This window comes from Rhodanobacter sp. C05, assembly GCF_002001165.1.
Taxonomy (GTDB): Bacteria; Pseudomonadota; Gammaproteobacteria; order Xanthomonadales; family Rhodanobacteraceae; genus Rhodanobacter.
This window is the reverse complement of the sequence record NZ_MUNQ01000005.1, coordinates 188,883-202,130: the sequence shown is the minus strand read 5'-3', so window position 1 is coordinate 202,130 and position 13,248 is coordinate 188,883. Positions and strand designations below refer to the sequence as shown.

At 63.5% G+C, this 13,248-nt stretch carries 11 protein-coding genes; 3 read left to right on the top strand and 8 right to left on the bottom strand.

The window, feature by feature from the left end; all coding sequences use genetic code 11:
- Nucleotides 1-5 precede the first annotated feature (5 nt).
- Nucleotides 6-1,580 (bottom strand): peptidase S10, encoded by a 1,575-nt coding sequence (locus B0E51_RS00890; protein WP_077442944.1) that lies wholly within the window; start codon nt 1,578-1,580, stop codon nt 6-8.
- Between the two features lie 141 nt (nt 1,581-1,721).
- Complete coding sequence (locus B0E51_RS00885) at nt 1,722-2,222, bottom strand: Lrp/AsnC family transcriptional regulator (RefSeq protein ID WP_077442943.1); 501 nt, start codon at nt 2,220-2,222, stop codon at nt 1,722-1,724.
- Between the two features lie 119 nt (nt 2,223-2,341).
- Here B0E51_RS00885 and B0E51_RS00880 point away from each other — a divergent pair, with 119 nt between their 5' ends.
- Together B0E51_RS00880 and B0E51_RS00875 are read left to right on the top strand one after the other, a co-directional pair.
- The gene (locus B0E51_RS00880) at nt 2,342-3,262 is read left to right on the top strand and encodes a DMT family transporter (RefSeq protein ID WP_077442942.1); all 921 of its coding nucleotides are present in this window, start codon (nt 2,342-2,344) and stop codon (nt 3,260-3,262) included.
- A 73-nt stretch (nt 3,263-3,335) separates the two neighbouring features.
- Nucleotides 3,336-4,034, top strand: a complete 699-nt coding sequence (locus tag B0E51_RS00875; protein WP_077442941.1) for a glutathione S-transferase family protein — start codon at nt 3,336-3,338, stop codon at nt 4,032-4,034.
- A gap of 10 nt (nt 4,035-4,044) precedes the next feature.
- Here B0E51_RS00875 and B0E51_RS00870 read toward each other — a convergent pair whose 3' ends face one another.
- The 6 genes from B0E51_RS00870 to B0E51_RS00845 form a co-directional block, all read right to left on the bottom strand.
- Entirely contained in the window at nt 4,045-4,710 is a 666-nt protein-coding gene (locus B0E51_RS00870; RefSeq protein WP_077442940.1) for a Pr6Pr family membrane protein, read from the bottom strand.
- A gap of 83 nt (nt 4,711-4,793) precedes the next feature.
- Entirely contained in the window at nt 4,794-5,561 is a 768-nt protein-coding gene (ubiE, locus tag B0E51_RS00865; RefSeq protein WP_077442939.1) for a bifunctional demethylmenaquinone methyltransferase/2-methoxy-6-polyprenyl-1,4-benzoquinol methylase UbiE, read from the bottom strand.
- Nucleotides 5,562-5,571: 10 nt separating this feature from the next.
- Nucleotides 5,572-6,942 carry an amidohydrolase family protein gene (locus tag B0E51_RS00860; RefSeq protein WP_254424352.1) on the bottom strand — a complete coding sequence of 457 codons (1,371 nt, stop codon included), beginning with the start codon at nt 6,940-6,942 and terminating at the stop codon, nt 5,572-5,574.
- 100 nt (nt 6,943-7,042) lie between these two features.
- Nucleotides 7,043-9,715 (bottom strand): glycerol-3-phosphate 1-O-acyltransferase PlsB, encoded by a 2,673-nt coding sequence (gene plsB / locus B0E51_RS00855; RefSeq protein ID WP_077442937.1) that lies wholly within the window; start codon nt 9,713-9,715, stop codon nt 7,043-7,045.
- A 25-nt stretch (nt 9,716-9,740) separates the two neighbouring features.
- Nucleotides 9,741-10,679 carry a hypothetical protein gene (locus tag B0E51_RS00850; RefSeq protein ID WP_077442936.1) on the bottom strand — a complete coding sequence of 313 codons (939 nt, stop codon included), beginning with the start codon at nt 10,677-10,679 and terminating at the stop codon, nt 9,741-9,743.
- Between the two features lie 316 nt (nt 10,680-10,995).
- Nucleotides 10,996-11,892: an HAD family acid phosphatase gene (locus B0E51_RS00845; RefSeq protein ID WP_077442935.1), complete on the bottom strand. Its 897-nt coding sequence runs from the start codon at nt 11,890-11,892 to the stop codon at nt 10,996-10,998.
- A gap of 139 nt (nt 11,893-12,031) precedes the next feature.
- On the opposite strand from B0E51_RS00845, the gene B0E51_RS00840 reads away from it, so the two are divergent.
- A complete protein-coding gene (locus B0E51_RS00840) occupies nt 12,032-13,063 on the top strand; it encodes an AI-2E family transporter (protein WP_077442934.1) in 1,032 nt (343 codons plus the stop codon).
- Nucleotides 13,064-13,248 lie beyond the last annotated feature (185 nt).

Here is a 13,248-nt window from a genome sequence, read left to right as displayed (position 1 = left end):
CCGTATCAGCGCTGCGGAGCGGCATGGTCGTAGAAGGGCGCGAGGTCGGTCTTGAGCTGTTTCAGCGCGTCGGTGTTGAGATAGATCATGTGCCCCGAGGGGTAATACAGGAACTGCAGGTTGCCGCGCAGCGACGGATCGAGGTTCATGTGCGCGAGGTCGTATTCGGTGATGAAGAACGGCGTGGCGAAGTCGTAGTAGCCGTTGACCGAGAGCACCTTGAGGTTGGGGTTGGTGCGCATCGCGTGGGCGAGATCGCCAGCCACATAGGCCAGCGGCAACGGTCGATTCACGCCGGCCGCTTTGTGCTTCCAGTCCCAGTCCTTGCTGATCTCGCCAAAGGTGGGCCGGTAGTCCAGGTCGGTGTGGTAGTTGAGCTGCTTGTCGATGTAATCATGGAACGCGCTGACGAATGCGCCGCTGATGCCGGTGTCGGAGGCGTCGTAGTCCGGGGTCTCGCCCGCGGCGTCGGGGTCGGTGCCGGTGAAGCGGCTGTCATAGCGACCCAGGGTAAGGCGCTGGTCGCGCAACAGTTCCTTGCGGAAACGGCCGAGGTCGATGCGCAGGTTGGCTTCCTTGACGTACTGCACCGACAGGCCGGTATAGGCAGCAAGCTGCTGCGCTACGGCATCGAGCTCGGCGTCGGGGAGATTCTGTCCCTGTGCCAGCGCAGCGGCATACGGGCCCTGCGCCCAGTCGCGGACCTGGTCGAGGAAAGCCTTCAGATCGGCCGGCTTGTTTGGACCGCTCTTGTAAGGCGTTTTGTCGTGGTACCAGGCGGCGGCCGCATAGCTCGGCAGGTAGCCGACGTAGCTTTCGTCGTAACCCGGGATGCGGATGCCGTAGTTGAGGATGGACGACATCAGGATCACGCCGTTGAACGCCATGCCCTTGTCCTGCAGTGCATCGACCAGCGCGGCGGAGCGGGTGGTGCCGTAGCTTTCGCCATAGAGGAACTTTGGCGAGTTCCAGCGCTTGTTGAGGCTGACATAGCGCTGGATCGCGCGGGTGAACGCCGAGATGTCCTGATCCACACCCCAGAAATCCTTGCCCGTAGCCTTGCCCAGAGGGCGCGAGTAGCCGGTGCCGACTGCATCGACGAAGACCAGGTCGGTCTTGTCGAGCAGGCTGTCGTTGTTCGGCACCAGGTGGTACGGCGGTGGAGCAGTGGCCTCGGGACTGGCCGTCTCGATCCGCATCGGTGCGAACGAACCCATATGCAGCCACATGCTGGAAGAACCCGGACCGCCGTTGTACAGGAAGGTCACCGGCCGCTTTTCCGGCTTGCCGGTGTCGACCGTATAAGCCACGTAGAACACGCTGGCCTGCGGCTCGTTCTTGTCGTCGCGGATGATCAGCGTGCCGGCGGTGGCGGTGTACTTGATGCTGTGGCCGCCGATGCTGACGTTGTGCTGGGTGCGGGTGGCGCTTTCGGTTGCCGTGGCCTTGTTGGCATCATTGGCTTCGGCATGCTTGCCGGTGCCGGCCTTGGTTGCCGCGGGAGCTTCGTCGGCATGGCCGGCCGTCAGCGGTGCAAACACGAACGCGCTGACCAGCAGCAGGGAAATCAGGTGGCGCATGGGGACTCCGATCACATCGAACCAGTCATGGAGTATGCGTGCCTGTTCACCTCTGCGACCGTGACAAAAGTACTAGGGGATAGTTGGACGTCTAAATACACGAGCGTATGTCGTATGCCGGCGTCGGCATCAGGCAGGTCGTCAATCGCGTGACAGCGCGCGGGCGGCGTCCCACATCGCGCGGGTCAACGGGCGGTTCGTGTGTGGCGCCTGCAGCACGATCAGCGTGGTGGTGCTGATGCTGGCGTGGATTTTCAGCAGACGGTCGAGCACGGCTTCCAGATGGCCGATCGACATCGCCACCACGCGCAGCAGGGCGGAATCCTCGCCGGCGAGGCGGCGGCAGTCGATCACCTCGGGAATGTCCGCCACGATCTTGCCGATGCGCGCGCAGATGCCACCATCGCAGCGCAGGCGCACCATCGCATCGATGCTGAAGCCCAGCCGCTTCGGCTCGATCACCGCGCGATAGCCAGTGATCACGCCGGCTTCCTCCAGCTGTTTCACGCGTTCGGCCACTGCCGGTGCGGACAGCCGCACCTTGCGGCCCAGCTCGGCGTAGCCGAGGCGCGCGTCCTGCTGCAGCGCTTCCAGCAGCTGCCAATCCTTGTTGTCCAATTCGGGTTTCGATTCAAAGGTCATATCGATAGTTCTCGATTCGTTCGATGGCGAAACATCACTACTTTACGATGATTCATCATTCCTGGGTGCAGCCATCAAGATTAGGATGCGCACATCCCCAATATCGGAATCTTCCCCCCATGGATACTCACCAACGCCTCGATGGGCGTGCACTGATCTACATCGGTATCGCCCTGCTCACTTGGTCCTCGGCGTATGCCGCGATCGCCTACGCGCTGGCCTCGTTCAGTCCGGGCGAGGTGGCGTTCGCGCGATTGACGATCGGCTCGCTGTGTTTCGCCGCGCTGTCGGTGGTGAAGCGGGTACCGCTGCCGGCACGACGCGACTGGCCGCAGCTCGCCTTGCTGGGCGTGATCGGCCTCACCGTGTACCACCTGTGCCTCAACTATGCGGAAACGCGCATCGCCAGCGGTACCGCAGCGATCCTGATCTCACTGGTGCCGGCGACGACCGCGGCGGTCTCGGCGATCTGGCTGCGCGAGCGCCTGTCGCCGCGCACCCTCGTGGGACTGGGTGTGGCTTTTGTCGGCGTGGTGCTGGTGGTGGTGGCCAGCGGCAAGGACGTGAAGTTTGAACCGATGGCTGCGCTGGTGCTGGTCAGCGTGCTCGCCTGTTCGATCTATTTCGTTGGCCAGAAACCGCTGTTCGCGCGCAACAGCATGATCGGCGTCACCGCGTTCACGTTCTTTGCCGGCACGCTGGGTACGCTGCCGCTGGGTCTGGGTCTGCCACAGGCGCTGGCTGCCGCGCCGTGGTCGCATATCAGCGCATTGCTGTGGCTTGGCATCGCGCCCACCTTCATCGGCTACCTCGCATGGAACGCGGCGCTGCGTCGGGCCTCCGCGTCGCAGGTATCCAGCTTCATCTACTTCTCGCCGCCGATCGCGGTGCTGATCGGCTGGGTCTGGCTGGGTGAGCGGCCGGGTGTGCTGACCCTGGTCGGCGGCGTGATCACCGTGGGCGGTGTGGTGCTGGCGAATGCGCGCCGGCGTCCCGCGCCCGTATCATCGGTGGTTGCCGAGGCATGCAAGCCGGGTTGAATCAAATCTGCAGAATTCATGCGCTGCTGAATCATTGGCATCGATCGGATCGAAATCCATGGGAGTGCAGCGGATGTACGAGTTGTTTATCGCCAACAAGAACTATTCATCGTGGTCGTTGCGGCCATGGGTATTGCTGAGTGAGCTCGACATTCCGTTTCACGAACGGTTGGTGCCGTTCGTGGCGGGCAGCGGATTGAGCTGGCATGCCTTTCGCGCGTTTTCACCGAACGGCAAGGTGCCGTGCCTGCGCGACGGCGACACGGTGGCGTGGGATTCGCTGGCGATCGCCGAATATCTGGCCGAGCGCCATCCCGGCGTATGGCCGTCCGATCCGCTGGCACGTGCGTGGGCCCGCTGCGCCGTTGCCGAGATGCATTCGGGCTTCGGTGCCTTGCGCGCGCATTGCGGGATGAACTGCGGCCTGCGTGTGCGTTTGCCCGACGAACTACCCGCGCCGTTGCGCGCCGACATCGCGCGCATCAATGAATTGTGGGGCGAAGGTCTGAGTCGTTTCGGCGGTCCGTTCCTGGCCGGCAACGCGTTCGGCGCGGTCGATGCGTTCTTCGCGCCGGTGGCGTTCCGCATCCAGACCTACAACCTGGTGATGGACGACGCGGCAGCGGCTTACGCAGAGCGTCTGCGTGAGCTGCCCGCGATGCGTCGCTGGTATGCCGACGCGTTGCTGGAGACCTGGCGCGATCCGGACCACGAGGACGAGATAAGGCAGTCCGGTACCGTGCTGGCGGATCTGCGCGGATCCGCCGGCTGATGTGCTTGCGTCAGGATTGCGCCGGCTGCGTGGCGATCCTGCTTGAACGCCGCGTCTGCCAGCGCCCCAGCGCGATCAGCAGCAGCGCGACCACGATGAATACCAGCAGCACTACGCAGGCGTCGATCAGCACGCGCAGATAACCCAGCGTGGTGACATCGAGAAACGGATACGGATACCAGTGATCCACCGCGCCACGCGCCAGCACGTAGGCGAAATAGGCGGCCGGATACGACTGCCAGTAAATCGCCTGTGGCCAGCGCAGCGTCGCCTTCGGCACCGCCAGCCACCAGTACAGCAGGAACAGCGCCGGCATCACCACATGCAGGATGTTGTCGGCGACGATCTGCCAGCCGTGTGGCTGCCACAGCTGGCGCAGCATCAGGTTGTAGATCGCCGCGACGATGACGATGCTCATCGCGATCGCGGTATGCACGTCGGGCCGAGTGAAGAAACGGCTGACTGCTCCGCGCGGCCCACGCGCATCGGCGGTCAGCGCCAGCGCCACCAACACGTTGGTCAGGATCGTGAAGTAGCCGAAGTAGGTCCATACCCCGGCCAGTGCGCCTTGCCCGTTCGCCACGGTCAGCTGGATCGACAGCAACAGCTGGAGCGCGAGTGTAAACCAGCCGAGTAGAGCGGCAATGGCAGCGAACAAACGGTAGCGGTTCGGCATGGACGCAATCACTCGATGAGACCAGCTCGATCGGATCAGGCCGATTCGATCTGGCAAGAGAGCCGTGTCGCGGAGTTGCAGTCCTAAAGCTTGTATGCCCGATGGATAGCCACGATGCCGTTGCTGAGGTTGCGTACTTCCACGCGGCCGAAACCAGCGCGTTCCATCATGCCCTTCAGGGTTTGCTGATCCGGATGCTTGCGGATCGATTCGGCGAGGTACTGGTAGCTGTCGGCATCGCCGGCAAACAATTGCCCGAGTTTCGGCAGCACCTTGAACGAGTGGAAATCGTAGAGCTTGCCGAACAGCTCGCTCTGTACCTTGGAGAATTCCAGCACCAACAGGCGACCACCGGGCTTGAGCACGCGGCAGATGTCGGCCAGCGCCTTGTCCTTGTCGGTGACATTGCGCAGGCCGAACGCCATGGTCACTGCGTCGAACGAGTTGTCCGGAAATGGCAGCGCTTCGGCATTGAGCTGCGCCCAGCGCAGACCGCTGACCAGACCGCGATCGGTCATGCGATCGCGACCGACGCCGAGCATCGCCGCGTTGATGTCGCCGACCACCACTTCGCCCGTGTCACCGACGATGGGCTTGAGCAGGGCGGCGATGTCGCCGGTGCCGCCGGCCAGATCCAGTACGCGATCGCCACGGCGTACGCCGCTGATGGCGACGAAATGACGCTTCCACAACCGGTGCACGCCGAACGACATCAGATCGTTCATCAGGTCATAGCTGCGCGCGACCGAGGTGAATACCTGGCCGACCAGCTTTTGCTTGTCGCCGACCGGCACGTCACGGAAGCCGAAATGGGTGGTCTGGTCCGGGGCGGGTTTGGGCTGTTCGTTCATGCGCGCAATGCTACAGGATCGGCTTGCCGGCTTCCTTGTAGACCACGCCATCCTTCATCACGAAGCTGACGTGCTGCATCGTGGTGATGTCGTCCAGCGGGTTGCCCGGCACGGCGATCACATCGGCCTGACGGCCGACGGCGACCTGGCCCAGCTGGTCCTGTTTGTGCAGCAGCTCGGCGGCATGGGTGGTTGCGGCCTGCAGGGCAGCCATCGGCGGGATGCCGGCCTGCACCATGTAGGCGAACTCCTTGGCGTTGTCGCCATGCGGATAGACACCGGCGTCGGTGCCGAAGGCGATCTTCACGCCCGCCCGATAGGCCTTGCCGGCGGTAGCCATGATGATCGGACCGACCTGCTCCGCCTTGCGTGCGACCTGCGGCGGATACCAGCCTTCCTTCGCCTTCTCCATCACGAACTGGCCGGCGATGATGGTCGGCACGTACCAGGTACCGTGTTCCTTCATCAGTTTCATGTCTTCGTCATTCATGAAGGTACCGTGCTCGATCGAGTCGACGCCACCGAGCACCGCGCGACGGATCGCTTCGGCGCCATGCGCATGCGCGGCCACGGTGAAGCCGTAATCGTGCGCAGCAGCGACCACCGCCTTGATTTCGTCCAGCGTCATCTGCGCGTTGTCGACGCTGTTGCTTTCGTCGAGCACGCCGCCGGACGGCATGATCTTGATCAGGTCGGCGCCGTCCTTGTAGTGCTGGCGCACCGCCTTCCAGGCATCTTCAGGTGAATTGATGATGCCGTCCTTCGGATCCGGATCACCCTGCAGGTCCCAGCGATAACCGTCGGTCGGATCGGCATGGCCGCCAGTGGTGCCGACGAACTGACCGGCACTGAAGATGCGTGGTCCGGGCACGAGGCCGGCATTGATCGCATTGCGCAGCGCGATGGATTCGTTGTGCTCGTCGCCGACGTTGCGCACCGTGGTGAAGCCGGCCAGCAGGGTGCGCTTGGCGTAGACCGTGCCCTCGATCGCGTAGTCGGCGGGATTGAGTCGGAACTGATCGCTGTAGGTGCTCTTGCTGAACTGCATGGTGAGGTGGGTGTGCGAATCGATCAGGCCGGGCATGCAGGTGGCATCGGCGAGTTCGATCTGCTGGAAGCCGGCGCCGGCTTGTTGCGCGGCATCCGCATATGGCTTGCCGTCCACGCTGCCGCTGCGCAGCTCCTTGATATGGCCGTCTTCCACGATCACGGTCGTGGCACCCAGCAGTTTGCCGGCCACCGGATCGATCAGATGCGCGCAATGCAGCACACTGACGTCGTGATGAGCCGGTGCATCAGTGGCCATCGCAGCAACTGGCAGCGACAACAGGATGGCAGCGCTGACCAGCGCACGGCGTGCAGTCATGGGGCGGGCAGGCATGGGCGTGACTCCGGCTGGGTGAACCGTCATCTTAGGCGCGCACCCTGACCAGCGTCACGTGACGTTCGGCACGGCGATGCACAAGCATCGCCGTGCCCGGTTACTCGCGCGGTGTGGTGGCGGAGCCGTCGTCTGCCGTCACCGCATCGACATGCGCATGCCGGTGATGTTCGGCGTCGACATGTCGCTGATGCAGCTCTGTGCCGGATGCGTCCTCGGCAGGCTGGACGGTATCGCGCGAACCGGCGATCGTGACGCCAACCTCGTTCGTTGCCGCCGGCTCCTTCTCGCCGCCGGGAGTGATCTTGAGGATCGAATGGCGCACTTCACGCGACAGGATCACCCTGGCATCGCGCACCATGATCTCCAGCGCGCTGTCGTAGTCGAGCTTGCCGGCTTCGTCGGTCCATACCACGCGGCGCTCGCGCAACTTCTGGATGAAGCCGCGGAACAGCGCCTTGTCGAAGAACTCCGGCGCCGACAGTTCGTTGAGCAGGCTCAGCCGCTGTGCGGTCAGCGTGCAGGCGTTCTCCAGCTCCGCGCCGGTCATCGTGTGCGGGCCGTTTTTGACCAGTGCGGCGATGGTGATGTAGTAGCGCTCGAACGCCTGGATCAGGCTGCGCGCGATCACCTTGAGCTGGAACGCGCTGTCGTCCTGGCCGGGTGCGCGTTCCAGCACGCGCCCGTCGCCAGCGGATTCAAGCAGGCCGCGGCGCACGAAGAAGTCGATGGTCGCCTGCAATTGCGCACCGAAGCCATCCTCGTCCCACGGCAGGAACAGCTCGCCCTGGATGAACGGGTAGATGATCCGGCCCAGCCGCAGCACCGAGGCGCGCGACATGCGGCGGTTGTTGAGGAAACAGCAGGCGACCCACGCAGCGGTCGCGGTGAGGTGCAGCACGTTGTTGCGGAAGTAGCTGAGCAACACCGCCTGTTCGTCGTCGGCAACCAGCACGTCGCCGAGCGGGTGCTGCACGCGGCGGATCCAGCCCATCTGCTCGCCGTAGGCGATGATCCCGGCCGGGTTCATCGGGGTCAGCGTGATGCGATCGGAATACGGCAGCTCCTCCAGCAGGGTCTTGCTCAGTTCGAGCTGGGCGAGCAGATCTCTCTCGGCCATCGCGTGCTTGGGCGTGGCGAGCAGGGCCAGTGCCAGCAGGTTGATCGGATTGACGTCGGCGGCGCGGTTGATGTTGACCTGGATCTGCCCGGCCAGCCGGTCGACCACGCTGTTGAGCCATTCGGGCTTGGCATCCGGGTCGGCAGTGGCCGCGCGCCAGTCGGCGCTGGCGGCGTCCAGCAACGGATTCAGCTCGATCGGCTCGCCGAAGTTCAGCGCGACGTGGCCATAGCGCTGGCGCAGTACCTTCAGTCCGCGCAGCAGGCCGAGCAGGGATTCCTTCTCCTTCGGCTGGCCGCTGAGTTCGCCTGCATACGACTTGCCTTCCATCAGCTTTTCGTAACCGATGTAGACGGGCTGGAACAGCACTGGCCGGCGCGGTGCGCGCAGGAATGCACGGATCGTCATGACCAGCATGCCGGCGCGCGGGGTGAGCAGGCGGCCGGTGCGTGAGCGACCGCCTTCGATGAAGTATTCGATCGGCACGCCGCGGTCGATCAGCTGCGCCAGGTATTCGTTGAACACCACCGGGTACAACGCATTGCCCTTGAAGCTGCGACGCAGGAAGAACGCACCGCCGCGGCGCAGGATCGGTCCGATCACCGGCAGGTTGAGGTTCACGCCGGCGGCGATATGCGGCACCACCACGCCGGATACATGCAGCTGATAGCTCAGCAGCAGGTAATCGGCATGGCTGCGATGGCTCGGTACGTAGACCACTTCGTAGCCGGGTGCGGCGGCGCGGGCCTTGTCGAAGTGATGCATGGCAATACCGTCGTACAGCTTGTTCCAGAAGTTCGACAGCAGGAACGATACCGAACGCACCACCGGATGCGAGTAGTCGGCAGCAATCTCCAGAACCAGCTTGTTCGCCTTGCGCCAGGCCTTGGCGTGGCTGATCTTTTCCTTGGCCGCGCTGGCCGCGATGGCTGCGCGCACCGGCTCGGCATTCAGCACCGCATCGACCACGGTGCGCCGGTGCGACAGATCCGGCCCGATCACCGCGGCACGGATGCGCTGGAAGTGGGTACGCAGTACCCGCGCGATCTTGCGCGCGAAGCGTTCCGGCGCGATCTCGCCGGATTCGCCCAGCACGCTGCGCAGCGATACTGGTGCGGAGAAGTGCACCACGGTGTCGCGTCCGTTCAGCAGCAGCGCCAGCAGCCGGCGGAAGCGGCCGACCATCACCCAGTTTTCCGAGAACAGCACACGGAACCAGCCGCTGTCGCGACTGGGCGCACGCCCGACATAAATCGATACGGGCACGATCTGCACGTCGTGCTCGGGCATGCCTTCCAGCGAGTGCACCAGCTGCCGCAGCGGTTCGTTCGGTGCGCGCTTGCGGATGCGCCCGAACAGCCAGCCATCGCGACGCACCAGCGCAAACACCGAGCGTTTGCGGCGGGTGCCGGCCAGCGGCTGCATCGGATTGGGCAGGCCTGCCTCGCGACAGGCACGCTGCAGGATCAGCGCGTCGGAAAAGCCGTCGCGCTCGATCACGTAGCAGACCGGCACACCGGCCTGCAGCAGCGCCGCAGGTTCCGCCGGGTCACGGCGGATGCGCACCCATGGCTGCAACAGCTGTCCGGCCAGGTTGAACCACCAGGGCGCGCGCTGGTGAACGGTGGAATCGGCGGTGTAGATGTTCTGCATCCGTCTATTCTAACGGTTGCACTGTTTAGTCTTTCGTTGCGACGGTGGCGGCGGCGGCCGGTGCGCCGATACTGCTGGCCGGCCGCGGCTGTGCGCCCAGTTGCTGATGCGACTTGCGCACATTGTTCAGCATGTCCTCGCTGTACCAGCGACCGTCCTGCTGCACCAGGGTCGATTCGTTCGACAGCGGCTTGCCGAGCAGGGTGTAGTCGATCTTCACCACGGCATGGCCATTGGTGTTGGATACCGGGGAGAGCTTGACCGAGTTCAGCGTGTCGTCCACCGACAGACCGTAGATCGCCAGCAGCTGCTTGATGCCGGTGATGCCGGTCGAGTATTTCGCCATGGCGGTGTCGAAATCCATCGCGTGCAGCTGATCGGGGGTTTTCAGATCCAGCTTGCGCGCCGTGGTCACTGCCACACCGACGGCCTGCTTTGCCTTGGCCTGGTCGAACCATGGGGTCTGTTGTGCCCACGGCCCGAGCACGTCAAGCACGCTGCTGGTTTGCGCCTTCTGCGCCTCGGTCAGGCTCTTGTTCTGCGCGACACCGTTCTTCACAAAGGCTTCGCCGACGCTGATCAGCACGGGCAGCTGATCCTTGTATTGCTGCTCCAGCATGGTGAGCTTCGGTTGCAGCTCGCCGTAGAGCTTGTTCTCGGCGTCAGGTCCGGTGAGCTCCTGCATGGTCTCGGTGAACTTGGCGCGATCCTCGGCGGTGATTGCCTGCGGATCCTGCTGGTGCCGGATCCAGTCGGCGCGCAGGTTGGCGTAGTCGGCCGGTGGCAGAGCGTGTTTCAACAGACCGTTGATGTCGCTGGCCTTGAGCAGGTCGATCGAACCCTGCACGGCCGCCTCCGGTGTGCTGCCGCCGGGTTGGGTGGCGTCGTCCTTGCCGTGGCAGGCACTCAGCAGCAGTGCCGCGAACAACGGCAGCAGGGCGTGGCGAAGGGTGTGCAGGCGCATGAAGGGCTCTCGGTTGAAGGGCGGCATGACTGGAACGCGCCGGGAGAGGCGCGGTGAGCGGGCAGGGTAAGGGGCGCGGGAGCAGGGAACAAGGGTCGCACCGCAGGATTTCACGACGCCAGATATTGCGCCGCAAAAAGAAAACCCCGCGGGCGCGCGGCCTCACGGGGAAATCCGGCAGAGCCGGAAGGGAAATGGCCTTGCCTGCAAAAGCTTTGGTCAGCAGGGTTGGCGGGTAAATATTACTTGTCCGTTAAAGTTAAGGCAATACTTTTGTAAATTGTTGTAACTGACTGATTTTGATTAAATTGCTTAATCATTGATATCGCAATGCGTCGATCTTCTGCTGCCGCCGTTGTTCCAGGGGGGCACTCCAGTCGTTGTTGAACAGCGCCGGCTCCCAGGATCCGTAGGTAGGATTCGGCAACACAAACCAGCGCGCGCCAACCCATGGCAGATAGTCGGCGACTGCCTTGCGGCGACCGGCATCGGTATTGCCGATGACGTCGACAAAATCGCCGATCTGGTCACCGAACTGCATCAGCACACGGTAATGCCGGGCAACCAGCTGGCGGCGGCAGCCTTTTTCGCTGCCGACCTGCTCGCAACCGTCGAGTACGGTGCCAAGGCCGAGAAAGGACTGTGGTCCGGTCACGGGCAAGCCTGCCTTGCGCAGATTGGCCAAAGTGGCGTCATCCAGATCCTTGGCGCGGTTGGAGATGTAGATCACGGCGATGCCATGCCGGGCGGCGAACTGGGTGAATTCGACCACGCCAGGCAGCGCGCGTGCGCGCTCTTCCTTGCACCATGCAGCCCAGTCGGCTTCATTGAACTCGCCGCCGCTTTTCACCAGGCGTGCCTGATACGGCGAGTTGTCCAGCACGGTTTCGTCAATGTCGAGAATCACTGCGGGCTTCAGGCCCTTGAGCGGTGTGGTGCGATCGGCCTTGCCCAGGGCATCCCATTGCTTGTCATGCAGCGCAGCCAGCAGGCTCGACTGGGCATCACGGTAAGTCTGCAGATAGATCAGGTCATGCTCGATGGCGGTCTGGCTCCAGGCCACTGCATTCAGGTTGTCATTGGCGGCGACATGAACAACGGCCGCCGATGAAGCTGGTGGCTCGGCCGTCGTGGCCGCAGGATGCGATGGCGCGGTGGCACAACCGGCGAGCAGGCCGAGCATGGCCAAGACCAGAGGTAGACGAACAGACATGCGGGAGTCCTTTGATGAAGATCTTCACGATGGACGGAGTTTACGACAGGCACATGTCAAGGCTGACTGCGCGGGGTTGGCAGTCATTGCGGGCTGCTGACAGACTGGCCGTTCCGACATTCTCACGGTGGCGACCTGCATGAACTCTCCTTCGCCTGTATCGCGCGAGCCTTCATCGGCACTCCGTTATGCCAGCTACTTGTTGTCGGCGGTGGCGCTGCTGTCAGTCCTCGGGCTGCACCTGCTGTCGGCCCTGCTGGCCGGGCTGCTGGTCTATGAACTGGTGCAGGCGATGACGCCGCTGCTGGGCAAACGCATCTCCGGCGATCGCGCACGGGTGCTGGTGGTGGCCGCGCTGGGGGCGATCGTGGTGGGTTTGCTGATCCTGTTGATTCTCGGCGCCATCAGCTTCTTCCGCAGTGAGATCGGCAATCCCGAATTGCTCTGGCAGCAGCAACTGATGCCGCTGGTGGAAAAGGCCCGTCAGCAATTGCCGGCGATGCTGGTCGATCACCTGCCGGACAGTGTCGAGGATCTGCGCGTGGGCACGGTCGAACTGGCCCGCAAGCATGCAGAGACCCTGCAACTGGCAGGCAAGGGTGCGGTGCGGCTGTTCGTGCATATCCTCATCGGCCTGGTACTAGGAGCGATCATCGCGCTTAGCCGTGCGCGTCCAGCGCATCAGGTCGGCCCGCTGGCCACGGCGCTTGGATTGCGTTGCCAGCACCTGGCCGAGGCGTTCCACAACATCGTGTTCGCACAGATCAAGATCTCGCTGATCAATACCCTGTGCACCGCGATTTTCCTGCTTGGCGCGTTGCCGCTGCTGGGCGTCCATGTGCCACTCGCCAAGACCCTGGTGGTGTTGACCTTTGTCGTCGGCCTGTTGCCTGTGGTCGGCAACCTGCTTTCCAACGCGGCCATCACGATCGCCGCGTTGTCGGTGTCGCTCGGGGTCGGCGTCGCCGCGCTCGGCTTCCTGATCGTGATCCACAAGCTGGAGTATTTCCTCAATGCCCGCATCGTCGGCACCCAGATCCACGCCCGTGCATGGGAGCTGCTGATCGCGATGCTGCTGATGGAGGCCGCCTTCGGCCTGCCAGGCGTGATCGCCGCGCCGATCTACTACGCCTATCTGAAGAGCGAACTGGAAGCGGAAAAGCTCATCTGAGCGCCGCTCGCCCACCGATTTCAATCGCGGCACGCAAGATCATGTGATGCATGATTTTGCGCATGCGTGAAGAAATTGTTGCAAGTTCTTTCGATCACGTGCTAGAACTTAACAAGTCGTGAATCGACCGACCGGCACGGAAATGCTGGTTTTCGCATCCCGGATGCCGATTCGTGCCGATCACC